The sequence below is a fragment of the Streptomyces telluris genome, assembly GCF_024519335.1.
GTDB classification, from domain to species: Bacteria; Actinomycetota; Actinomycetes; order Streptomycetales; family Streptomycetaceae; genus Streptomyces; species Streptomyces telluris.
This window is the reverse complement of sequence record NZ_JANIID010000021.1, coordinates 99,567-121,528: the sequence shown is the minus strand read 5'-3', so window position 1 is coordinate 121,528 and position 21,962 is coordinate 99,567. Positions and strand designations below refer to the sequence as shown.

General features: G+C 73.8%; 19 protein-coding genes and 1 pseudogene. 13 read left to right on the top strand and 7 right to left on the bottom strand.

The window, feature by feature from the left end:
• The first annotated feature begins 1 nt into the window (after position 1).
• From NQU55_RS22360 to NQU55_RS22335, 6 genes are all read left to right on the top strand, one after another.
• Entirely contained in the window at positions 2-214 is a 213-nt protein-coding gene (locus NQU55_RS22360; RefSeq protein WP_168095428.1) for an MbtH family protein, read from the top strand.
• A gap of 100 nt (positions 215-314) precedes the next feature.
• Positions 315-2,237 carry an ABC transporter ATP-binding protein gene (locus NQU55_RS22355; protein ID WP_168095427.1) on the top strand — a complete coding sequence of 641 codons (1,923 nt, stop codon included), beginning with the start codon at positions 315-317 and terminating at the stop codon, positions 2,235-2,237.
• Entirely contained in the window at positions 2,230-3,942 is a 1,713-nt protein-coding gene (locus NQU55_RS22350; RefSeq protein WP_168095426.1) for an ABC transporter ATP-binding protein, read from the top strand. Before NQU55_RS22355 ends, NQU55_RS22350 begins: the two co-directional genes overlap by 8 nt.
• A 143-nt stretch (positions 3,943-4,085) precedes the next feature.
• Positions 4,086-4,919: a siderophore-interacting protein gene (locus NQU55_RS22345; protein ID WP_206329909.1), complete on the top strand. Its 834-nt coding sequence runs from the start codon at positions 4,086-4,088 to the stop codon at positions 4,917-4,919.
• Positions 4,916-6,004 carry a FecCD family ABC transporter permease gene (locus NQU55_RS22340; RefSeq protein WP_372504768.1) on the top strand — a complete coding sequence of 363 codons (1,089 nt, stop codon included), beginning with the start codon at positions 4,916-4,918 and terminating at the stop codon, positions 6,002-6,004. Before NQU55_RS22345 ends, NQU55_RS22340 begins: the two co-directional genes overlap by 4 nt.
• Positions 6,001-7,119, top strand: coding sequence for a FecCD family ABC transporter permease (locus tag NQU55_RS22335; RefSeq protein ID WP_308402263.1), 1,119 nt, complete (start codon positions 6,001-6,003; stop codon positions 7,117-7,119). Before NQU55_RS22340 ends, NQU55_RS22335 begins: the two co-directional genes overlap by 4 nt.
• On the opposite strand, the gene NQU55_RS22330 is transcribed toward NQU55_RS22335, so the two are convergent.
• Positions 7,071-7,676, bottom strand: a complete 606-nt coding sequence (locus NQU55_RS22330; protein ID WP_256791006.1) for a GNAT family N-acetyltransferase — start codon at positions 7,674-7,676, stop codon at positions 7,071-7,073. The genes NQU55_RS22335 and NQU55_RS22330 overlap by 49 nt on opposite strands.
• Positions 7,677-7,829: 153 nt before the next feature.
• On the opposite strand from NQU55_RS22330, the gene NQU55_RS22325 reads away from it, so the two are divergent.
• Entirely contained in the window at positions 7,830-8,042 is a 213-nt protein-coding gene (locus NQU55_RS22325) for a hypothetical protein (RefSeq protein WP_168096987.1), read from the top strand.
• A 26-nt stretch (positions 8,043-8,068) separates the two neighbouring features.
• Here NQU55_RS22325 and NQU55_RS22320 read toward each other — a convergent pair whose 3' ends face one another.
• Together NQU55_RS22320 and NQU55_RS22315 are read right to left on the bottom strand one after the other, a co-directional pair.
• On the bottom strand, positions 8,069-9,127 hold the full coding sequence (locus NQU55_RS22320) for an aldo/keto reductase (protein WP_256791005.1): 1,059 nt from the start codon (positions 9,125-9,127) through the stop codon (positions 8,069-8,071).
• A 49-nt stretch (positions 9,128-9,176) separates the two neighbouring features.
• On the bottom strand, positions 9,177-10,436 hold the full coding sequence (locus tag NQU55_RS22315; protein ID WP_168094135.1) for an MFS transporter: 1,260 nt from the start codon (positions 10,434-10,436) through the stop codon (positions 9,177-9,179).
• Between the two features lie 149 nt (positions 10,437-10,585).
• Here NQU55_RS22315 and NQU55_RS22310 point away from each other — a divergent pair, with 149 nt between their 5' ends.
• The 3 genes and pseudogenes from NQU55_RS22310 (at position 10,586) to NQU55_RS22300 (ending at position 12,179) form a co-directional block, all read left to right on the top strand.
• Complete coding sequence (locus tag NQU55_RS22310) at positions 10,586-11,359, top strand: site-specific integrase (protein WP_168094136.1); 774 nt, start codon at positions 10,586-10,588, stop codon at positions 11,357-11,359.
• A gap of 51 nt (positions 11,360-11,410) precedes the next feature.
• Positions 11,411-11,896, top strand: a pseudogene (locus NQU55_RS22305) (LysE family transporter); the annotation flags it as partial.
• 115 nt (positions 11,897-12,011) lie between these two features.
• Positions 12,012-12,179 carry a CsbD family protein gene (locus NQU55_RS22300; RefSeq protein ID WP_168094138.1) on the top strand — a complete coding sequence of 56 codons (168 nt, stop codon included), beginning with the start codon at positions 12,012-12,014 and terminating at the stop codon, positions 12,177-12,179.
• 79 nt (positions 12,180-12,258) lie between these two features.
• On the opposite strand, the gene NQU55_RS22295 is transcribed toward NQU55_RS22300, so the two are convergent.
• The 3 genes from NQU55_RS22295 to NQU55_RS22285 all read right to left on the bottom strand — a co-directional run bounded on the left by NQU55_RS22295 (position 12,259) and on the right by NQU55_RS22285 (position 17,862).
• Complete coding sequence (locus NQU55_RS22295) at positions 12,259-14,886, bottom strand: SpoIIE family protein phosphatase (RefSeq protein ID WP_206329606.1); 2,628 nt, start codon at positions 14,884-14,886, stop codon at positions 12,259-12,261.
• Positions 14,887-15,122: 236 nt separating this feature from the next.
• Entirely contained in the window at positions 15,123-17,180 is a 2,058-nt protein-coding gene (locus NQU55_RS22290; RefSeq protein ID WP_168094140.1) for a phosphocholine-specific phospholipase C, read from the bottom strand.
• Between the two features lie 217 nt (positions 17,181-17,397).
• Complete coding sequence (locus tag NQU55_RS22285) at positions 17,398-17,862, bottom strand: hypothetical protein (protein ID WP_168094141.1); 465 nt, start codon at positions 17,860-17,862, stop codon at positions 17,398-17,400.
• A gap of 164 nt (positions 17,863-18,026) precedes the next feature.
• Between NQU55_RS22285 and NQU55_RS22280 the strand changes: the two genes are divergently transcribed.
• Complete coding sequence (locus tag NQU55_RS22280) at positions 18,027-18,542, top strand: hypothetical protein (RefSeq protein WP_168094143.1); 516 nt, start codon at positions 18,027-18,029, stop codon at positions 18,540-18,542.
• On the opposite strand, the gene NQU55_RS22275 is transcribed toward NQU55_RS22280, so the two are convergent.
• Positions 18,539-19,564 (bottom strand): CapA family protein, encoded by a 1,026-nt coding sequence (locus NQU55_RS22275; RefSeq protein WP_168094142.1) that lies wholly within the window; start codon positions 19,562-19,564, stop codon positions 18,539-18,541. The two genes, NQU55_RS22280 and NQU55_RS22275, sit on opposite strands and share 4 nt — an antisense overlap.
• A 120-nt stretch (positions 19,565-19,684) precedes the next feature.
• Between NQU55_RS22275 and polX the strand changes: the two genes are divergently transcribed.
• Positions 19,685-21,412, top strand: a complete 1,728-nt coding sequence (gene polX, locus NQU55_RS22270) for a DNA polymerase/3'-5' exonuclease PolX (protein ID WP_256791004.1) — start codon at positions 19,685-19,687, stop codon at positions 21,410-21,412.
• Positions 21,413-21,514: 102 nt separating this feature from the next.
• Positions 21,515-21,880, top strand: coding sequence for a hypothetical protein (locus tag NQU55_RS22265; protein WP_256791002.1), 366 nt, complete (start codon positions 21,515-21,517; stop codon positions 21,878-21,880).
• Positions 21,881-21,962: the final 82 nt, after the last annotated feature.

The window sequence follows — 21,962 nt, the reverse complement described above, 5'->3', positions numbered from 1 at the left end:
CATGAGCAACACCACCAACCCGTTCGAGGACAACGACGCCCGCTACTTCGTTCTCGTCAACGCCGAGAACCAGCACTCCCTGTGGCCCGCCTTCGCCGAGGTCCCCGACGGCTGGACCGCCGTCCACGGCGAGGACTCCCTGCAGGCCTGCACCGACTACGTCGACGCCCACTGGACCGACATGCGCCCGGCGAGCCTCGTCGCCCGGTCCTGACCGGCCCCTTTCGAAGACCCGCCGCCGCGGGCGGACCGGGCACCCGCCCGGTCCGCCCGCAGCGGCCGAGCCGACCTGCTGAGAGCGGATACCTGACGTCGTGAGCACCCAACACGCCAAGCCGGAGCACCACCCCGGCACCGCCGACGAGCCCCCGGGCCCGCCGCCCGCCGACGAGGCCCCGCCCGCCGGGGCCGTCCCGGAGGAGGACGTCCCGGAGGAGGGCTCCCCGGAAGAGGAGGAGCAGAGCCCACGGGACCTCTCGCCCGAACGGCGGCGACGGGCCCGCGCCCTGCTGCGCGGCTCCCTGCGGCCGCACTGGGCGACGGTCGGCGCGGCCATGGCCGCCGCCGGAGTCCGGCAGATCGCCTTCCTCGCGGTCCCGTGGTGCATCCAGAAGGCGCTGGACGACGGCGTCACGGCCAAGGACAACCACGCCCTGCTGGTGTGGGCCGCGGCCACCCTGTGCGCCGCGGGCGTCCAGTTCGCCGGGCTCTACGGCTGGCAGTACTGGGCCGGTTCCGCCGACGCCAAGGTGGGCGCCGACCTGCGCTCCCGGCTGCTGCGGCACCTCGCCGGCCTGGACCGCGCCGCGCTCGCCTCCCGCGGCCACGGCGACCTGGCCATGCGCGCCGGCCGGGACACCGACCTGGTGCGCGAGTGGGTGCACGGCCTGGCCATCTGGGTCGTGCTGGCCACCACCTTCGCCGGCGTCCTGACCGGCATGGGCGTGCTCGACGTGTCGCTGCTGCTGGTGACGCTGGGCATGCTGCCGTTCCTGGTCTGGGTCAACCTGTACTTCCCGCGCCGCTTCGGCGCGGCCAGCGGCGCGCTGGCCGAGGCGCACGGCGTCCGCGCCGAGGCCGTGGCCGACCTGCTCCAGCTCGGCACCGGCCTGCGCGGCACGGGCGGCCACCGGCCGCTCGTGGCCCGGCACGACGCGGCCAGCGCCGCCGTCACCGACCGCACTGTCAAGGCGGCCCGGATCGAGGCCTCCTGGGCGTCCGTCGCCCCCTTCGTGCCGCGCATGGCCGTGGCCGTCGGCGTGGGCTTCGGCGGCCTCGCCGTCCTCGACGGCCGGCTGACCATCGGCGGCCTGGTCGCCTTCACGTCCTGGATGGCCAGCATCACCCTCGCCACCCGCGTCCTGGTCGACCGGCTCCTCGCCCGCGGCCAGGCCGACGTGGCCGCCTCCCGCATCGACGAGGCGCTGTCCATCGAGGCCACCGTCACCGACCCGGCCGAGCCGGTCGCGCTCACCTCCGGCGGCGACCTGGAGCTGGCGGGCGTGAGCGCGGTGCGTGACGGCGTCACCGTCCTCGCGCCGCTCGACCTAACGGTCCGCGCGGGGGAGTTCGTCGCCGTGAGCGGCGCCACCGGCTCCGGCAAGAGCACCCTGCTGCGGCTGCCCGTCCGGCTCGACGACCCCGGCACGGGAGCCGTCCGCTACGGCGGCACGGACCTGCGCGAGGCCGCCCTGGACGACATCCGAGGCCGGATCGCGTACGTCGCCCAGCGGCCGATGCTGCTGTCCGGCACGGTCGCCGAGAACCTGCGGCTCGGCCGCGACCTGCCGGACGAGGCCCTGCACGCCGCCTGCGGGACCGCCGGCATCCACGACCAGATCACCGCGATGGCCGACGGCTACGGCACCGAACTCGGCGAGAGCGGCACCGCCCTGTCGGGCGGACAGGTCCAGCGTCTCGCCATCGCCCGCGCGCTGCTGGGCGAACCGGAGGTGCTGATCCTGGACGACTCCACGTCCGCCCTGGACACCACCACCGAGCGACTGATCCTCGACCGCCTGCGCACGTGGGCCGCGGGCCGCACCATCGTCTTCGCCACGCACCGCACGGCGGTGCTGGAGGCGGCGGACCGCGTCGTGACCCTGACGGCCGCGGGGCGCGGGGGTGACGCCGACGCCGACACCGACGCCGAAGCCCGTCCCGGAAACGCCCCCGCCGCCTCCCAGGCGGCACCCGCACCCGTATCCGCCACCACCCCGGAGGGCCCCCGTGGCTGAGCCGGTTCTGCTTGCCGAGCAGCCCGACGAGCGGCGCGTGCTGCGCCGCGCCGCCCCCTATCTGCGCCCGCACCGGCGCGCACTCGTCGTCGCCCTCGTGGTCGGGCTGCTGGACTCCGCCGCGCTGGTGGCCGTCGCCCCGCTGATCGGGCGGGCGACGGACGCCCTGCTCGACCGGGACCGCGGCGGGTTGCTGACCGCCGCCGTGGTCCTCGTCGTCCTCGCGGTGCTCCAACTGGGCCTGGCCCGCGCGGGCGAGCTGCTGCTGGCGAAGGCCGGCGAGAACGTCGTGCGCAGCCTGCGCGAGAAGTGCGTGGAGAACCTGGCGTCGGCGCCGCTGCGGTTCCTGGAGTCGCACCGCACGGGCGACCTGCTGCGCCGCACGACGGGCGAGGTCGCCGCCCTGGCCTCCTTCGTGCGCATGCACCTGCGCAGGCTCGTGTCGGCCACGGCCACGCTCGCCTTCACCCTCGTCGTGCTCTTCGGCTACTCGTGGCAGCTGGCGCTGGTGCAGATCGCCGTCTTCGTGCCGCTGACGCTGCTGGTGATGCGCTGGTTCCAGCGGTCCGCGCCGCGCGCCTTCGGCGGGAAGGCGGCCGCGGAGGCGACGGTCGCGGCGACGTTCACCGAGACCCTGAACGTGCGGGAGGCGCTGCAGAGCGCCCGCGGCCTACCGGGCTGGCTGCGCCGGTTCGACCGAGAGAACACCGCGGCCGTGGGCGCGGCCCGGCGCGCGATCCGGGTGGAGAACCGCATCGACCTGGTCGGCCTGATCGAGGGGCTCGCGCTGGTCGTGCTGCTGCTCGTCGGCGGCTGGTCCGTCTCCCGCGGCGCGATGGGCGTCGGCACCGTCGTGGTCTTCGTCCTGGCGAGCCGTAACCTCTTCGACTCCTTCTCGGACATCTCGCAGCTCGTGGGCGAGGTGCAGACCGCGCGCACCGGCCTGGCCCGGCTGCTGGACCTGCTGGCGGCCACCGACCGTTCCGCGGAGGAGAGGCCCCGTGAGGACGGCCCGGCCGCGGAGCTGCCCCTGCGCGGCGAACTCTCCTGCGAGGACCTCGGCTACTCCTACCGCGACGGCACGGAGGTGCTGCGCGGCGTCTCCCTGGCCTTCCCGGTGGGCGACCGCAGCGGCCTGGTCGGCGAGACGGGCTCGGGCAAGACGACGCTGTCGAAGCTGCTGTGCGGCCTCTACGCGCCCGACCGGGGCGCGGTGCGCTTCGCCGGCGTCGACCTGCGGGAGATCCCGGAGGCCGAGCTGCGCCGCCGCGTGGTGCTGGTGCCGCAGGAGGTCCGCATGGTGACGGGCACGGTGGCGGCGAACCTGGAGCTGGTGCACAGCACTCCGGGCCGGGCCGAGATGGAACGGGCCGTCGCCGAGCTGGGACTTCAGGAGTGGCTCCGCGATCTGGGCGGTCTCGACGCCGAGGTGGGCGTGCGCGGTTCGCGCCTGTCGGCGGGGGAGCGGCAGATCGTCGGACTGCTGAGGGCGGCCCTGGCCGACCCGGCGGTGCTCGTTCTGGACGAGGCGACCGCCGACATCGACCCGGTGACGGCGGGCCGGCTGGAGCACGCCCTGGACGGGATGCGCAGCGACCGCACGATCATCGTGGTCGCGCACCGGCCGGCCACCATCGCCCGGCTGCCGCGGGTGGTCGCGCTCGACGGGGGCCGGGTGGAGGGAACGATGGCGACTACACGATGAGTTAGGTTAGGGTTGCCTAACTTCGGTTCGGAGGGGTCCTCCGGCCGTACACGTGACGCCCGGTGGCCCTCGCGCGCCCGCGCGGGGGCCATCGCACCGCGGTGCCGGTCCCGCGGCACACCCCGGCCAGATTGGGATGATCGATGACCATTGAGACGCTCCCGCCGCGCATGCGCATCGTCCGCCATCCGCTCAAGTACCGCCTGCTGGAGGTGCGCAGGGTCGACCGGCTCACCCCCTCCACCGTGCGGGTGACGTTCGCCGGCCCCGCGCTGGAAGGATTCTGCGAGCAGGCGCCGACCGACCACGTGAAGCTCTGCTTCGCCGAAGCGGGCGCCGAACTGCCCGTCGAGCCGGTCATCAGCAACGACACCTGGATGGACGCCCCCGTGGAGCCCATCACCCGGGACTACACCGTCCGTTACTACCGCCCCGACGTGCAGGAACTGGACGTCGACATGGTCCTGCACGGCGACGGCGTGGGCTCGGCCTGGGCCGCGCGGGCGGAGCCGGGCATGCGGCTCGGCGTCCTCGGCCCGCGCGGCTCCGAGATCCTGCCGATGGTCCACGACTGGTACCTGCTGGCCGCCGAGGAGACCGCCCTGCCCGCACTCGGCCGCTGGCTGGAGATGCTGCCCGCGGGCGTCCGCGTCCTCGCCTTCGCCGAGGTGCCCGGCCCGCAGGACGAGCAGCACTTCTCCACCGCCGCCGACTGCACCATGACCTGGCTGCACCGCGGGGACGCCCCGGCCGGCACGAGCGACCTCGTGGAGCAGGCCATCCGCGCCGCCGAACTGCCCGCAGAAGGGCTCGGCTACGCCTGGATCGCCGGCGAGGCCGGCACCCTCAAGCCCATCCGCCGCTACCTGCGCCGCGACCTCGGCATGGCCAAGGAGCAGGTGGACATCGACGGTTACTGGAAGCGCGGCGTGGAGAACCACGACCACCACTCGGACGAAGAGCACGAGCACGCGTGAGCACCACTGCCGCTCCCACCACCACCGACGGCCCCCGTCCCGTGCGGAACCCCGCGGGCGAGGGCCGGCCCCCGGCCCGCCGCGCTCAGCACGCGCGGCGGGCCGCCGGGCTGCTGGCCTGCACCGCCCTCGTCGCCGTCCTCGCCGTCCTGAGCATCGGCATCGGCGCCAAGACGATCCCGCCCGGCGACGTCCTGCACGCCCTCCTGCACCCGGACCCCGGCAACGACGACTGGATCGTCGTGCGCACCTCCCGGCTGCCGCGCAGCCTCCTCGGCATCGGCGTCGGCGTCGCCCTCGGCCTGTCCGGCGCGCTCATGCAGGCGCTCACGCGCAACCCGCTCGCCGACCCGGGCCTGCTCGGCGTCAACGCCGGCGCCGCCGCGGCCGTGGCCGCCGCGACCGCCCTGCTCGACCTCGGCAGCTTCAGCGCCTACGTGTGGTGCGCGCTGCTGGGCGCGGCCGTCGCCGCCGCGGCCGTCCACCTGCTGGGCACCCGCGGCCGCTCCCGGGCCACCCCCGTGCGCCTGGCCCTCGCGGGCACCGCCGTCACCGCCGTCCTCACGGCGGTCGTCAACGGCCTGATCCTGCTCGACCCGCTCACCCTCAACCGCTTCCGGTTCTGGCAGATCGGCACCCTCGGCGGCGTGGACGGCGCCCTGCTCCGGCAGGTGCTGCCGTTCCTGGCCGCGGGCGCGCTGCTGGCGGCGCTGCTGGCCCGGCCGCTGAACGCCGTGGCCCTGGGCGACGACACCGCCCGCGCGCTCGGCGCCCACCCCGGCCGCACCCAGTTCGCCACCATGCTCGCCATCACCCTGCTGTGCGGGGCCGCCACCGCCGCCGTCGGCCCGATCGCCTTCGTCGGACTGGCCGTTCCGCACGTGGCACGGCTGATCGCCGGGCCCGACCAGCGCTGGGTCCTGCCCTACAGTGCCGTCCTCGCCGCCGCGCTGCTGCTGGCCGCCGACATCCTCGGCCGCGTCGTGCTGCGCCCGCAGGAGCTGGAGGCGGGAGTCGTCACCGCGTTCCTCGGAGCGCCCCTGTTCATCGCACTCGTCCGCCGCAAGAGGATCAGCGAACTGTGACCAGCCGTACCCCGCTTGCGTGCCCCCGTCCGGCGCCACGGCCGCGCAGCGCGCCCCCGCGGATCACGCGCCTGCGCGCCCTGCGCCTGTCCCTGCCCGGCGGCCGCCCCGCCCTCTCCGTGCGCTGGGACCCGCGCGCCGCCGCCGTCTGCCTCGCCCTGCTCCTGGCGGCGGCCGCCACGGGCGTGTGGACGCTCACCACGGGCGACTTCCGCATCCCCGTGCCCGACGTCCTGCGCGTCCTCGCCGGAGACGGCAACCCCGCGTACACGTACATCGTCCAGGAGCTGCGGCTGCCCCGGCTGCTGACGGCCCTTCTGGTCGGCGCCGCCCTCGGCCTGTCCGGCGCGCTCTTCCAGAACGTCGCCCGCAACCCCCTCGGCAGCCCCGACGTCATCGGCTTCACCGTCGGCTCCGCCACCGGCGCCCTCGTGACCATCCTCGTGCTGGGCGCGGGCACCGCCTCGGTCGCCGCCGGATCGGTCACCGGCTGCGCGGTCACCGGTGCCGCCGTCTACCTGCTCGCCTGGCGCGGCGGCGCGGCCACCTTCCGGCTCGTCCTCGTCGGCATCGGCGTGAGCGCGCTGCTCTCCTCGGCCAACGCCTACCTGATCGCGAAGGCGTCCTTCACCGACGCGCAGAGCGCCCAGGTCTGGCTCACCGGCAGCCTCAACGGCCGTGGCTGGGAGCACGTGGGCACGATGGCCGCCGCACTCGCCGTCCTCGCCCCCGCGGCCCTGTTCCTCGCCCGGCCGCTGCGCATGCTGGAGATGGGCGAGGACACGGCGTCGGCGCTGGGCGTACGGGTCGAGCGGGTCAAGGCCGCGGCGCTCGTCGTCGGTGTGGGGCTCACCGCCCTGGCCACGGCCGTCGCGGGCCCCGTGCCGTTCGTCGCCCTGGTGGCGCCCCAGGTGGTGCGCAGGCTCACCCGCTCCCCGGGCCCCGGCCTCGCGCCGTCGGCCGTCCTGGGCGCCCTGCTGCTGACGGCCGGCGACCTGGCCGCGCAGCGGATGCTGGCCCCCACGCAGCTTCCCGTGGGGGTCCTGACCGGGGTCGTCGGCGGCTGTTACCTGGTGTACGTGCTGGCCCGGCAGTGGCGCGCCGGCCAGGGCTGAGCGGGAACGCCCTCCTCGGAGAGCGGCGCCCCGGGCAGGGGCCGGGCGAAGACGCGGGAGCCGCGGGCGGGGTCGAGGGAGGCCGCCCACGTGCGCGGCGCTCGGGAGGCGTCCGTCTCGCGGAAGCCGCTGCGGAGGAAGGCCTCGCCGTCGCCGGTCGTCGCCGCGAACACCTCGGTCACCGACCGGTCGGAGGCGTGCAGCAGCAGCGCCGTCAGCAGCCGCGAGCCGATGCCGCGGCGCTGGCGGCCGGGCCGCACGCAGAAGTTGTGCAGCACGCCCGCCGGCCCGGTGGCCGACAGGCCGTCGCCGGGGAACGTCCGCAGGGCCACGCACCCTTCGAGGGTCCCCTGGGCATCCTCCGCCACGAAGAACTCGGCGAACCGTGCCGCGTAGACGTGGGGTGTGCGGCGGCGCAGCGCACCGGTCCGCATGAAGGGTTCCGACAGGGCGTACAGCCCGGGCGCGTCGGCGGCCCGCGCCGTCCGTACGCCGCCCGCTGCCGGGAGGGCCGGACGGCCCTCTCCTGTACGGACCGTCAGCGGACCCAGCCTCATAAAGGGCTCCCGGTTCTCACGTTTACCTGGAAAGTGAGGTAAGCCTAACCTAACTAAATCTTGGTTCCGGGAGGGGGTGGGACGGCTGGTTTAGTCAGGAGAAGTCCGGGCACCCGACGGGTTCCAGCACCTGATCAGCAGGAGGCACGAACGATGGACCGGGGAAGCAGCAAGCACGGCGCCAAGCGGGACGACGAGCTGAAGAAGGAAGTGGCGGAGCTGACCCGGTCGGGACGGCCCACCCGGACCGAGGAGTGGCGCGACGCGGAACCCCTGACCCCGGAGGAGCCGGGCGCGGAGCCCGGAGCGGGGGAGCGCAGCGCCCCGGGCGCAGGAGAGGCCCGGCCCGGGCGCTCCCGGCCCTAGGGACTCACCGGGCCCCGCGGCCGGGGTCAGAGGATCTCGTTCGCCGTGCGCCGGTAGGTGGAGCGGCGGTTGTCGATGGCGGGCCAGCGGTCGCCGTACACATTCCGCGTGATGCCCGGCTCCCGCAGGAAGTCGTGCGGGAAGCCCAGCGGCACTGCGCTCACCTCGTCCAGCCGCGCCACGGCGTCGGCGTCGAGGACGACGTCCACCGAGGCCAGGTTGTCGGCCAGCTGGCTCTCCTTGGTGGCCGCGACGATCGGGACGACGTTGCCGGGCCGGCCGAGCAGCCACGCGAGCGCCACCTGCGCCGGACTCCAGCCGCCCTGCTCGGCGACCTCCAGGACGGCCGTGACGATCGCCTCCTCGTTGCCGCCCGGCGCGCCCTGCGGGCTCTCCGTGCTCAGCCTGCCGGTCTCGCCACGGCGGTACTTGCCCGTCAGCTTGCCGGCCGCCAGCGGGCTCCACGCCAGCACCGCCTGGTCGAAGGCGCGGGCCTGCGGGAGCAGTTCGCGCTCGGGCGTGCGCTCCAGCAGGTTGTAGCGCAGCTGCGAACCGGCGAAGGCCGTCCACCCGCGCAGCTCGGCGAGCGTGTTCGCCTGCGCGATCTCCCAGGCCGGCCAGTCGGAGACGCCGACGTACAGCACCTTCCCGCTGCGCACGACGTCGTCCAGGGCCCGCATCACCTCCTCCACGGGCGTGAAGTTGTCGCGCGCGTGCACCCACAGCACGTCCACGTAATCGGTGCGCAGCCGGCGCAGGCTCGCCTCCACCGACTGCACCAGGTTCTTGCGGTGGTTGCCCGCGGCGTTCACGTCCCCCTCGGCGGTGGCGCAGCTGTACTTGGTGGCCAGGACGAAGCGCTCCCGGCGGCCCTCCAGCAGCCCGCCGAGGATGCGCTCCGACGTGCCCCCGGTGTAGATGTCGGCCGTGTCGACGAAGTTGCCGCCGGCGTCGGCGTAGGCGTCGAGGATCCGCCGGCTGGTGTCCTTGTCCGCGCCCCAGCCCCAGTCGTCCCCGATGGTCATGGCCCCGAGGCTCAGCTCGCTGACCCGCAGGCCGGTCCTGCCGAACAGTGTGTAACGCACGAAGTTCCCCTTCGGTCCGGTCGTGTGCGACCCGGTCGCGGGGCCGACGTTACGAGCTGGAGCGCGCTCCAGCGCAAACTCCGCGGTCACGCGGTCCGGACGGCAGCGCCGCCCGTACCGCGGGCAGCGACAGCACCACGGCCACCGCCGCGAGCTGCCAGACCGCGCCGAACCCCAGCACCCCCGACGTCCCCACGAGCACCGAGAGCGGCCCCGCGGCGGCCAGCCCGACCGGCCCGAGCGCGAACGCCCCGAACGAGCCGTAGGCGCTGACCCGGGCGAGCGTGCCGGAGGGCACCTGACGCTGCGTGGCGGTCGCGTAGAGCGTGCCGCAGACCGCCGAACCGGCGCCGGCCGCCAGCGCCCCGGCGCATATCCACGGCAGCGGCTGCCCGGTCGCCAGGGCGGCGGACGGCAGCGACCAGGCCACGGTGGCGGCCGTGGCCACGAGCAGCGGCCGGCGCGGCCGGCGGCCGAGCACGGCGACGCCGCCGGCCACCGCCCCCGCCCCGTACAGCGCCATGACCAGTCCCCACGACGTCGCGCCCCCGAGCCGCCGCTCGGCGACGACCGGCCCCAGCACCAGCAGCGGCCCCCACACGAACAGGTTGAACAGGCAGACGTGCGCCGTGGTCACCCACAGCCACGTGCGCGAGCGGAACTCCGTCCACCCCTCCCGCAGTTCGGTGACGAACGAGGCCCGCGCGGCCGCCTTCCGGTCCGGGCCGGGCAGCAGGCGAAGGACGACGACGCTCACCGCGTAACTGGCGGCGTCCAGCGCGAGCACGCAGGACGGCCCGGCCGCCGCCGTCAGGACGCCCGCGAGGGCGGGCCCCGCGACGGACGCCGCCGAACGCGCCGTGCCCAGCAGCGCGTTGGCGTCCGACAGCGACTCGTCGCGGGCCATCCGCGGCACGTACGCCTCCAGCGCCGGTGTGAAGAGGGCCTCCGCCGCGCCCCACAGGGCGACGAGGACGAGCAGCGTGCCGAGGTGAGGCGCCCCGCCCAGCAGGGCCAGGGCCAGCCCGGCCTGGGTCAGGCAGCGCAGGACGTCGGCGGCCAGCATCACCTGACGGCCGCCCAGCCGGTCGGTGAGGACACCGCCCGCGAGCAGGACGAGCACGAGCGGCAGGATCCGCGCCGACAGCACCAGACCCAGCTCGGTGCCCCCGCCGCCCGCCTGCAGGACGGCGAAGGACAGGGCGATCGAGGCCATCGACGACCCGAACAGCGAGGTGGCGTAACCGGTGAAGAAGAGGCGGAAGTGCCGCTCGCGCAGCACAGCCGGGGTACGGAGATCGATTGACATGCGGGCAGCGTGCAGGGTCCGCGGACGGACACGCCAGGACCGAGCGAAATGAAGTTGAGTCGAAGGAAGTCAACTTATGCTGGCTGCAGGGCCGCTCGGAATTCTGTTTACTGCGGTCAGTGGATGCGCCGAACGGACCTGGGGGCCTCGTGAACCATCCGGTGGAGTACGCCGTAGCCGTCGAGCGGTACCTCGCGGCCTCCGGCCTGGGCGCCGGTTCCCGGCGGGTCTACGGCATCGCCCTCGCCACCTGGGCCTGGGCCCTGGTGGACCGCACGCCGCCCGGAGGCGAAGGCCGCCGCAACGCCGTACCCCCGTCCGTACCGCTCACCCTGCTGGACGCCCAGCAGACGCCCGCCCGCCTGCGCGACGCCTTCACCGCCCGCTCGGCGACGGTCGGCGCCCGCACCGCCAACCGCGAACTGTCCGTCCTCGGCAGCGCGGTGACCTGGTGGCGCGCCCAGGGCTGGCTGACCGCCGACCCCACCGCCGGACTGCGCCCCCTGCCCGTACCGAAGCCGCGCGACGGGGCCGCGCAGCTCCGCCCGCACGAGGTCCGGGCCGTCCTCGGACTCCCCGCCCCGCTGCGCGAACAGGCCTTCTGGCACCTGCTGCACGAGACCCGCGCCCCCATCGAGCGCCTCCTCGCCCTCGACGTCGACGACCTGGACCTTCCCGGCCGCCGCACCAGGACCACCCCGACGGCTCCCGTGCTGCACTGGGGCGACGGCGCGGCGCGGCTGCTCCCGCTGCTCGTCCTCGGCCGCGTCGAAGGCCCCCTGTTCACGACCGCCCGCGGCCGCCTCTCCTACCGCCGCGCCGCGGAGACCTTCACGGCGGCCACCCGCCCCCTCGATCCGCGCGGGCGCGGCTGGACGCTGCGCCGCCTGCAGGGCCCGGGCGGCGGGCCCGGGCATCCCTAGCGGAAGACGCCCGCAGCCCGGGTCCGCCGGGAGGCCGACGCCTGTCCTGACGTGAGCGGCGCGCTGGTCGCGGGGCTGCTCGCCGGTTACGGGATCGCCGTGCCGGTCGGCGCCGTCGGGGCCTACCTCGTCACCCTGTCGTCCCGGACGCCGTGGAGGACCGGCGCGTGCGCCGCCCTGGGCGTCGCGACGGCCGACGGCCTGTACGCGCTGATCGCCGTGGTGGGCGGCAGGGCACTCGCCCCGGTCGTCCGGTCCGCAGAGACGCCCCTGCGCTGGGCCTCCGCGCTCGTCCTCCTGGCACTCGCCGCCCGCACCGGCGTCACCGCCGTCGGCCGGTACCGCGGACGTCAGCCGTCCGGACGAGCCGACGGGACCCCGTCCGGCCCGCTCCGCGCCTACCTCACGCTGCTGGGCATCACCCTGCTGAACCCCGCCACCGTCGTGTACTTCACGGCACTCGTCCTCGGCGCCCGCACCACGGCCGCCGCCGCGACCCGCCCCGACGAGGCGGTCTTCGTCCTCGCGGCCCTGGCCGTACGCCTGCTGGTCACGGGCCCGTGAGGCTGCGGTTGCGGACCCCGCGGACCCGCCACAGGGTGGATTGCGGGAGAAACCCCTTCACCGCACGCACACACAGGGAGGCCCGGTCATGGGCAAAGGCAAGGCGAAGGCCAAGCAGGTCAAGGGCAAGCTCAAGGAGACCACGGGCAATGTGACGGGCGACCGGCGCCTGGAGGCCGAGGGCCGCGCCGAGAAGGTGTCCGGCAAGGTCGAGGAGTCCGCGGAGAGGGCCAGGAAGAACCTGCGCGACCGCTGAGCGCCCACGGACGACCACAACACCCGGAGGACGGGCCGGAGCAACCGGCCCGTCCTTCGCCGTGCCCGCGCCGCGGCCCTCACGCCAGCGGCTGCTCCGCCCAGATGACCTTCCCCTCCGGCGTGTAGCGCGTCCCCCAGCGCTCCGCCAGCTGGGCGACGAGGAACAGGCCGCGGCCGCCCTCGTCCTCCGCGGCGGCGTAGCGCAGGTGGGGCGAGGTGCTGCTGCCGTCGGCGACCTCGCAGATCAGGACGCGGTCGCGGACGATGCGCACGCGGACCGGCCCCGAGGCGTGGCGGATGGCGTTGGTGACGAGCTCGCTCAGGATCAGCTCGGTGGTGAACGCGGCCTCGTCCAGGCCCCACTCGGTCAGCTGCCGGGTGACGTCGGCGCGGGCGCGCGCCACGACCGCGGGGTCGGAGGGCAGCTCCCACTCGGCGGTCCGGTCCGGCTCCAGGATGCGCGTGCGGGCGACGAGGAGGGCGATGTCGTCGCGCTGCCGGGCGGGGAGCAGGGCCTTGAGCACCTCCTCGCAGACCTCGTCCGGCGTCCGGCCTGCGTGGGAGAGCGTGGAGCTGAGGATCGCGAGGCCGGCGTCGATGTCGCGCTTGCGGTCCTCGATGAGGCCGTCGGTGTAGAGGACGAGGCTGCTGCCCTCGCGCAGCTCCAGCTCCCCGGCCTCGAAGGGCAGCCCGCCCAGGCCCAGCGGCGGCCCGGCCGGGAGCTCGGGGAACTCCACCGTGCCCTCGGGGTGCACGACGGCCGGCAGCGGGTGGCCCGCCCGGGCCATCGCGCAGACGCCCGTGGCCGGGTCGTAGATCGCGTACAGGCAGGTCGCGCCCGCGATCGCGTCCTCCCCGCCCATCCCCGCGGACTCCAGGTCGATGCGCCCGACCAGCTCGTCGAGGTGCCCGAGGAGCTCGTCGGGCGGCAGATCGAGGGCGGAGAAGTTCTGTACGGCGGTGCGCAGGCGGCCCATGGTGGCGGCGGCGTGCAGGCCGTGGCCGACGACGTCGCCGACGACCAGGGCCACCCGGGCCCCCGGCAGCGGGATCACGTCGAACCAGTCGCCGCCCACCCCGGCCTGGGCCGGCAGGTAGCGGTAGGCGACGTCGAGGGCGTTCTGCTCGGGCAGGCCGCGCGGCAGCAGGCTGTGCTGCAGGGTCACGGCCATGGCGTGCTCGCGCGTGAAGCGCCGGGCGTTGTCGATGCACACGGCGGCGCGCGCCGCCAGCTCCTCGGCCAGCGACAGGTCGTCCTCCTCGAAGGTGGGGCTGTCCCCCGCCCGCCAGAAGTTGGCGATGCCCATGAGCACGCCGCGCGCCTTGAGCGGCACGGTGATCAGGGAGTGGAAGCCGTAGTCCAGTATGGCCTGCGTGCGCTCGACGTCCTGGGTGCGCCAGCCGGAGGAGTCCGACAGGTCCGCCACGAGGATGGCGTGACCGCTGACGAAGCCCGTCGCCTGCGGGGTGGGCGCGGCGAACCGGTGCATCTCGCCCGCCCGGTACAGCGGGTGGTCGTCGCGGATGCCGCTGAGCGCCACCCGCCGCAGCTCGGGGGCGTCGCTGCCGACCCCCGACCGCGGCTCGTCGCCGCGCAGGACGGGCTCGGCGAGGTCGACGGTGGTGTAGTCGGCGAACCGGGGAGCGGCCACCTGGGTGAGCTCCTCGGCGGTGCGCTGGACGTCGAGGGTCGTCCCGACGGCCACGCTCGCGTCGTACAGCAGCTTCAGCCGCTCCCGCGCGGCCTCGGCCTTTCCGGCGAGGGCGCGCAGCTCGGTGGAGTCCCGCAGGGTCGCCACGCTGCCCGGCGGCCCGCCCCGGCTGTCCGTCGGCCGGTTGTTCACGGCCAGCAGCCGGTCCCCTACGGGCAGCACCTCGTCGTTGGCGACGCGCCGGGACTCCAGCAGCTCGGCCATCCGGGGTTCGAGGTCGAGCTCGGCGACGGCCCGGCCCTCCACGTCCTGCGGCAGGCCCAGGAGCCGGCGCGCCTCGTCGTTGGCGAGCATCACGCGGCCGTCGCCGCCGACGATCACGACGCCCTCGCGCACCGCGTGCAGGACCGCGTCGTGGTGTTCGTACATCCGGGTCATCTCGGCCGGGCCGAGGCCGTGCGTCTGGCGCTGCAGCCGCCGGCTGACCAGGGCGGCGCCACCCGTGGCGAGGGCCAGCGCGGCGCCGCCGGCGGCGAGCACGAGCGGCAGCTGCCGGTCGACCGCGCTGCTCACGGAGGTGACCTTCACCCCGGACGAGACGAGGCCGACGACGTTGCCGTGGTCGTCCTGCACCGGGACGACGGCCTGCACCTCCTCGCCCAGGGGGCCGTTGACGCTCTCGATGGTGACGTGGCCGGCCTGCGAGGGCCCGATCGTGCCGATGAACTGCTTGCCGATGAGCTCGGGCCGGGGGTGCGTGTAGCGGACGCCGTCCCGGTCGGTCACGACGATGAAGTCGACGCCCGCCTCCTTGCGGGCGGCCTCGGTCAGCGGCTGCAGCACCTTGCTGGGGTCCGGACCCTGCAGGGTCTCCACCAGGCCGGGGCTGTGGGCGAACGCCTGTGCGGCGGCGAGCGATCGATCGCGCGCCGCCTGGAATCGGTCGCTCCGCGCCTGGAGCACCAGTGTGACCACCGCGGCGACGACGAGCAGCAGAATGATCAGCAGCTGCAGCAGGAACATCTGACCGGCGACGCTGCGGCTGCGCACCATCGACCGGAGACGTCCCGCCGACGGCGCCCGCGAGCCGTTGCGCGACTGCCCCGGCTCACGCCTGCTGTCTCGGCGCCGACCGGTGAACCAGCGGCCCGAGGGCCCCGAGGAGCGGTCCCGGTTTCGGGCCATATCCCATGTCTACCCCGCTCTCTTCCGCGGCGCGAACGGGAGCCGCCGCCGTGGCGGCCCCGTCACCCGCCGCACAGGGCCCCCGCGGCGGCCGGGGGCCGGACTCAGACCGTGGCGATGGCCGGGTCGCTCACCCCCGCCTCACCCGTTTCGACGTGCCCGGCGAAGCGGCGCAGGAAGGCGGCATCCGCGTCCGAGACCACGGTCAGGTCGTACCAGCGCTTGCTGCGCCGCAGGTCCACCGTGTGGACCAGCCGGCCGCCCGGTCGCACGGTGAAGGTCTCGCGCGTCCCGCCGTACGCGTCGGTCACCGTCAGGTGGCAGTCGGTGCCGCCCGCGTTCGTCATCGTCAGGGCGATACTCCCGGTGCGGGCGTCGTGGCGGGCGGTCACCTCCGGTCCGGTCCGTTTGCCGGGCCCGCGGAAGGTGCGCAGGAAGCCGTTGGGGCCGAAGACGGACAGGTCGTAGACGCCCTTCGAGTAGGCCGTGTTCCAGGTGTCCGAGAGCGTCCTGCCGGCTCCGGCCGTGTACGTCCAGGGGCCGTCCGTGCGGTTGCCGGACGTGACCGTGAAGCACACGCCCGCCGCGTCGCCCCCGCCGAAGGTGAGGGTGAAGCGCCCGGTCGACGGGGTCGCGGCGCCGTCCACCAGCGGGGCGTACGGCAGCGGGCGCGCGGGCCGCGAGCCCTTCTCCTGCCCGGGCAGCGAGGGGGCGGACGGCGGCTTCGGCACGTAGTCCGGGTGCCGCTTGCGGTCCGGCGGCTCGTAGGCCGCGGTGTCCGGCAGGGCGGCGGGCCGCGCGTCAGCGAGGCGGAAGTCGAAGGCCGAGGTCAGGTCGCCGCAGACCGCGCGCCGCCACGGCGAGATGTTCGGCTCGCGCACCCCGAAGCGGCGCTCCATGAAGCGGATGACGGAGGTGTGGTCGAAGACCTCCGAGCACACGAAGCCGCCCGTGCTCCACGGGGAGACCACGAGCATGGGCACGCGCTGGCCCAGCCCGTAGGGGCCGGCGCCGTAGCGCGCGTTCCCGGCGAAGACGTCGAGCGCGGTGTCCACGGTGGAGGCGCCCCGGGCGGCGGAGGCGGGCGGGAACGGCGGCAGGACGTGGTCGAAGTAACCGTCGTTCTCGTCGTACGTGATGAACAGGGCCGTCCTGCTCCACACCTCCGGATCGGAGGTCAGGGCGTCCAGGACCTGCGCGATGTACCAGGCGCCGTAGTTGACCGGCCAGTTCGGGTGCTCGGAGAACGCCTCCGGCGCGGCGATCCAGGAGATCTGCGGCAGCTTGCCGGCCTTGACGTCGGACTTGAGGACGTCGAAGTAGCCGCCGCCCTTCTTGACGTTCGTGCCGGTGCGCGCCTTCTCGTAGAGGGCGTCGCCGGGCTTGGCGCTGCGGTAGTTGTTGAAGTAGAGGAGGGAGTTGTCGCCGTAGTTCCCGCGGTAGGCGTCCTCGATCCAGCCCCAGGAGCCGGCCTTGTCCAGGCCGTCGCCCTCGTCCTGGTAGATCTTCCACGAGACGCCGGCCTTCTCCAGCCGCTCGGGGTACGTGGTCCAGTCGTAGCCGGCCTCCTCGTTGCCGAGGACCGGCCCGCCGCCCTTGCCGTCGTTGCCCGTGTGCCCCGTCCACAGGTAGTAGCGGTTGGGGTCGGTGGCCCCGATGAACGAGCAGTGGTAGGCGTCGCACACGGTGAACGCGTCGGCGAGCGCGTAGTGGAACGGGATGTCCTGCCGCGTCAGGTAGGCCATCGTCCCCGTGCCCTTGGCGGGCAGCCACTGGTCGTACCGCCCCTGGTTCCAGGCCTTGTGCCCGCCCGCCCAGTCGTGGTTGAGGCCCGCGATGAACTGCATGCCGAGGTTCGCGGCGTCCGGGTGGTAGGGCGGCACCTCCTTGGACCCGTCCGACTGGTACCACACCGGCTTGCCGCTGGGCAGGGACACCGGGCGAGGGTCGCCGAAGCCGCGCACGCCCCTCATCGTGCCGAAGTAGTGATCGAAGGAACGATTCTCCTGCATCAGGACGACGATGTGCTCGACGTCCCGGATCGTGCCGGCGCTGCGGCGGGCGGGGATGGCGGCGGCACGGTCGATGCTGCTCGACAGGGCCGCGTAGCCCGCGGTCGCGCCGGCGATCTGGAGGAATCGCCGCCGGTTGAGTTCAGGCATGAGTCTGAGGACCTCTTGGGGAGTCGGGGCTGGAAGCCGGTGTTCCAAGAGCAGCGAGTGCCGGGGAAGGGGCCGTGTCGTCGGTGTGACGGGGCGCGGTACGCGAGGCGAACGTAGCGGACGGCGTGGGAGAAGGGGAGCCCTTGTGAAGGGAGTTCGCGAAAGGGGGGCGGCGGTGCGGGCGCCTGCGCGGGGCCCGGGTCCGCCGCGGCGGACGCTACGGACGCTCGCCCGCGGTGCGCCAGCAGTCGCGCTCCCGGTCGTAGGAGAGCGTCCGGCCCGTGCAGGACTGCAGGTCCAGTTCGAGGAGTTGCCGGTAGGCCGCGACGGGCAGGTCCGCCTCGACGAGGATCCGGGTGGCCGAGTGCGTGTCCTCCAGCAGGAGCGGACGCGGCGGCGCGGGCGGCTCGCCCGGGGCGCGGTGCCACACGCCTCCCAGGATCCGCTTGAGCGCGGTGCAGGCGTCCTGGGCGAGGATCTGCCCGACGTTCTGCAGGAAGCCGCTGAGCGGCAGCACGACGAGCACGAGCCAGGTGAGCGTCTCGCCCCTGAGGGCCCCCAGCGTCGCGCTGTACGTCTGAAGCCCCAGCCCCGTCAGCCCGTCGGTCAGCGACTTGCGCTCCGCCTCGCCGGTGCCGGCGTCGAAGTAGACGTGTGCGGTCATGGGCGGGAGTTCGGCCATGCCTGCAGATGCTAGGGCTCAGGCCGCGGCGGAAGCAGCCAGTCCAAGCCTCCGGGGCCTCCTCGGGCATCCTCTCGGCGGATCTTGGTGGACCGGTCCTCCTCCGCGGGGCGGACAGGGTCCGCCTCAGCGGACGATGCGGGGCTGTCATGTTCAGGGCCAGCATGTCCCTCATGACGACAGCGACCGCTCCCCTCCCCGCCCTCCCCGCCCACACCCCCGCACCCGTCTGGGCTCGCCGCGCCGCCCACGCCGTCGCTCTGTGCGCCCTCCCGTCCGGCCTGTGGCGCATCGCCATGGCGTCGGGCGTCTACGTGGGCTACAGCGACCAGGTGCTGCGCGACGTCTTCGACATCCCGGGCTGGGGCATCGCCTACGTCGTCGGCCTCTCCGTCCTTTCCGAACTGGCCGCACTGTTCCCGCTGCTGCTCGTCAGCGACCGTTGGCGGCCGCTGCGCCCCCGGGCCCTCGCCGCGCTGTCCTGGGCCGTCTCGGGCGTCCTGATCCTGGTGGCGCTGTGGCAAGTCGTGGTCGCCTTCACCGTCGAGAGCCAGACGTACATGACGGGAACCACGGCGCATGCCGTCTGGGGCTTCGTCTTCGCCCCGTTGTTCGCCATCCCCGCCCTGATGACCGCGGTGACCTGGTCCTACGCGAAGCGGCACCGGGCGCGGGCCTAGCCTCTACGGGCACGGGCGGGCCGTTCGCGCTGCGGGCCCGGGCCCGGGGCGGCCCGTTCCGCCGGCGGTCCGGGCCACTCCACCACCAGGCGGCCGTTCTCCTCCGCGACGTCCGTGCCGAAGGCCGCGCAGGCCTGCCGGAACCGCCGGGTGATCCACCCGGTCTCGGCCGCGTCGGCGAGCCGGGTGCGGCAGTAGTCGAGCGCAAGGGGCACCGCTTCCACGCGTACGGGGCGGGTGCCGTCGAACGAGACGAGGAAGAGCAGGCCGAGGTCGTTGCGCAGCAGGTCGTCCGTCGCGTAGTCGTCGACGAAGTCCCCGAGGTCGTAGAGCACGCGGTCCCGGACGCCGTGGAAGACGTGCGCGGAGTGCCCGGCGACGAGCGTGGCGCCCGCGGCGAGGAACTGCTGCGCGGCCCGGCGGATGTAGTCGGCCGGGCCGGAGGTCATGTTCGGGCCCCAGTGCGGCGTGACGAGGGTGATGTCCGTGCCGAGGGCGGTGACGGTGCCAAGGAGCCAGGCGGGGGCGCCGGTCTCCAGGCACGCGTAGGCGACTCCCGGCCGGCCGGGGCCCGCCGCGAAGTCGTGCGGGTGGTCGGTGACCCCGACGACGCCGATCCGCAGCCCGCAGCGCTCCAGGACGGCCGGCCGCCGCGCCGTCTCCTCGTCGCGGCCGGCCCCCGCCCAGGCGATCCCGGCGTCGGCCAGATGGCCGACGGTGTCGAGCAGGGCCTCGGGGCCGTAGTCCAGGGCGTGGTTGTTGGCCAGGTTCACACAGCCGACGCCGAGGTGCCGCAGGGTCTCCGTCGCCACGGGCGGCGCCCGGAAGAAGAACGGCTTGAACGGGTCGCGCCACCGCTCGCCGCGTGCGGAGACCGCGCACTCGAGGTTGAGGACGAAGAGGTCGGCCTCGTGCGCCACGGCCACGACCTCGTCGGCGAACAGGCTCTCCGGCGGGTCCGTGGCGAGGCGCTCGGCGACCTTGCGGCCGAGCATGGTGTCACCGGCGAGTGCGAGCTTCATGGTTCAACCACCTCCTCGCCCGCGTCCACGGCCCCGCGCTCCATTGTAGAAAAAGTGGCTTTTGGGGCGGAAACGCGTCGCAGATGTGTCGTATGTCCAAGGGCGGGGAACAGCAGAGCCATGGCCCGGCCGAACGAAGAGGTCGAGGCGCTGCTGCAGGAGTACGCCGACCTCGTCACCATCACCGGCGGGGACGCCTACAAGGCGCGCGCCTACGAGAAGGCCGCCCGCGCGATCGGCGGCCACCACGCCGATGTCTCCCGCCTCGACCTCAAGGGGCTGCTCGACATCCCCAACGTCGGCAAGTCGATCGCCGAGAAGGTCCTCGAATACCTGCGGACCGGCCGGCTCGCCATGGTCGAGGAGGCCAGGGCGGTCATCCCGGCCGGAGTGCGCGAGCTGATCACCATCCCCATGCTCGGCCCGAAGAAGGCCCTGCTCCTCTACGAGGAACTCCACATCTCCTCCGTCGACGAGCTCCTCGACGCCATCCACGACGAGAAGCTCCGCGACCTCAAAGGCTTCGGCGCCAAGACCGAGGAGAACATCCTCCACGGCATCGCCCTGATGCAGCAGGCGGGCGACCGCATCCTGCTGAACGCCGCCATGGACGTCGCCGAACAGATCGTCGCCGACCTCTCCGGAGTCGACGGATGCGAGCGGTGCACGTACGCGGGGTCGCTGCGGCGGATGCGCGAGACCATCGGGGACGTCGACATCCTCGTCGCGGCCGCCCGGTCGGGCCCGCTCATGGAGGCGATCACCGAGCTGCCGATCACCGCCGAGGTCATCGCGCACGGCGAGAAGAAGACCTCCATCCGTACGACGAAGGGCCTCCAGGTCGACCTGCGCGTCCTGCCGGCGGACGCCTGGGGAGCGGGACTGCTGTACTTCACCGGTTCCAAGGCGCACAACATCCGCGTGCGCGAGATCGCGGTCCGCCACAAGTACAAGCTGTCCGAGTACGGCCTCTTCCACGCCAAGAGCGGCAAGAAGATCGTCTCGGAGACCGAGGAGGAGGTCTACGCCCGGCTCGGCCTGCCCTGGATCCCCCCGGCCCTCCGCGAGGACCGCGGCGAGATCGCCGCCGGCCTGCGCGACGAACTGCCCGAGCTCATCCAGGAAGGCGACATCCGCGGAGACCTCCACACCCACACCGACCTCACGGACGGCGTGGCGACGCTGCAGGACATGGTGACCGCGGCGGCCGAGCGCGGCTACGCGTACTACGCGGTGACCGACCACGCCCCGAACCTCTTCATGCAGCGCATGACGGACGCCAAGATCCTCGCGCAGCGCAAGCGGGTCCGTGAGCTCGACGGGAAACACCGCAGGATGCACCTGCTGCACGGCACCGAGCTCAACATCGGCCCCGACGGCGAAGTGGACTGGCCGGACGACTTCCTCGCGGGCTTCGACCTGTGCGTCGCCTCGGTGCACTCGCACTTCAACCAGACCCGCGACGAACTCACCCGCCGCCTGCTGCGCGCCTGCGAGAACCCGCACGTCAGCATCATCGGACACCCCACGACACGGCTCATCGGCAAACGGCGCGGCATCGACGCCGACTTCGACGCGGTCTTCGAAGCCTGTGCCCGCACGAACACCGCCCTGGAAATCAACGCCCACCCCGAACGGCTCGACCTCTGCGACGAGGACATCCTGCGCGCCAGGCGCTACGGCGTGAAGTTCGCCGTGAACACGGACGCCCACTCCGTGACCCACCTGCCGTACATGCGCTTCGGCGTGGGCACGGCGCAGCGGGGATGGCTGACGAAGGACGACGTCATCAACACATGGCCGCTGCAGAAGCTGCGGCGCTTCCTGCGCAAGGGGCGGAGCGGGTGAGGACCGGCTCCGCGGACGGGTTCGAACGTTTCCCTCGGATCATCCGATCGTTGATCCGGGAGCGTCATCGACCGGCGCGGCAGCGTCAACCCGAGGGGTCCCGTGCCCGGATACGAAGGCATACCCGACATCCGGTCGGCCTACGAGGACGAGCGACGAGGAGGCGGCTGCTTCAGACCGGTCTCGTGTCTGAGCGGCTGCCTGGGCGTAAACCTCCTGCTGCTCATACTGGCAGCGGGATGCGAGATGATCTCCGGGACAGGGGAAGGCTCGTCGGGCCGCGCGGAGATCATCAAGACCAGCGGCTTGGACACGTGCGTCATCCGCCTTGAGCCCAAGTCCTATCGCGAGCCCTACCGCGTGGCTTCGGACGCGGTCCTGAGCCGATGCCGCCAGAACATCGGGAGACAAGTCACCGTGCGCTTCGACTCGTCCTGGCACATCACCCGCATCGAGCCCGTGACCTAGCGGGCGCGGCTGCGCCCGGTTCCTCCGGCCCCGCGTACGCGATGTGCTCGGCGCCTTGATCCTCACGTAACGGGAGGACCTA

Excerpts from the sequence above, each read along its gene's own strand:
- NQU55_RS22360 (WP_168095428.1), top strand. The coding sequence starts at position 2 with ATGAGCAACACCACCAACCCGTTCGAGGACAACGACGCCCGCTACTTC.
- NQU55_RS22345 (WP_206329909.1), top strand. The coding sequence starts at position 4,086 with ATGACCATTGAGACGCTCCCGCCGCGCATGCGCATCGTCCGCCATCCG.
- NQU55_RS22330 (WP_256791006.1), bottom strand. The coding sequence starts at position 7,676 with ATGAGGCTGGGTCCGCTGACGGTCCGTACAGGAGAGGGCCGTCCGGCC.
- NQU55_RS22325 (WP_168096987.1), top strand. The coding sequence starts at position 7,830 with ATGGACCGGGGAAGCAGCAAGCACGGCGCCAAGCGGGACGACGAGCTG.
- NQU55_RS22315 (WP_168094135.1), bottom strand. The coding sequence starts at position 10,436 with ATGTCAATCGATCTCCGTACCCCGGCTGTGCTGCGCGAGCGGCACTTC.
- NQU55_RS22300 (WP_168094138.1), top strand. The coding sequence starts at position 12,012 with ATGGGCAAAGGCAAGGCGAAGGCCAAGCAGGTCAAGGGCAAGCTCAAG.
- NQU55_RS22295 (WP_206329606.1), bottom strand. The coding sequence starts at position 14,886 with ATGGTGCGCAGCCGCAGCGTCGCCGGTCAGATGTTCCTGCTGCAGCTG.
- NQU55_RS22290 (WP_168094140.1), bottom strand. The coding sequence starts at position 17,180 with ATGCCTGAACTCAACCGGCGGCGATTCCTCCAGATCGCCGGCGCGACC.
- NQU55_RS22285 (WP_168094141.1), bottom strand. The coding sequence starts at position 17,862 with ATGGCCGAACTCCCGCCCATGACCGCACACGTCTACTTCGACGCCGGC.
- NQU55_RS22280 (WP_168094143.1), top strand. The coding sequence starts at position 18,027 with ATGTCCCTCATGACGACAGCGACCGCTCCCCTCCCCGCCCTCCCCGCC.
- NQU55_RS22275 (WP_168094142.1), bottom strand. The coding sequence starts at position 19,564 with ATGAAGCTCGCACTCGCCGGTGACACCATGCTCGGCCGCAAGGTCGCC.
- polX (WP_256791004.1), top strand. The coding sequence starts at position 19,685 with ATGGCCCGGCCGAACGAAGAGGTCGAGGCGCTGCTGCAGGAGTACGCC.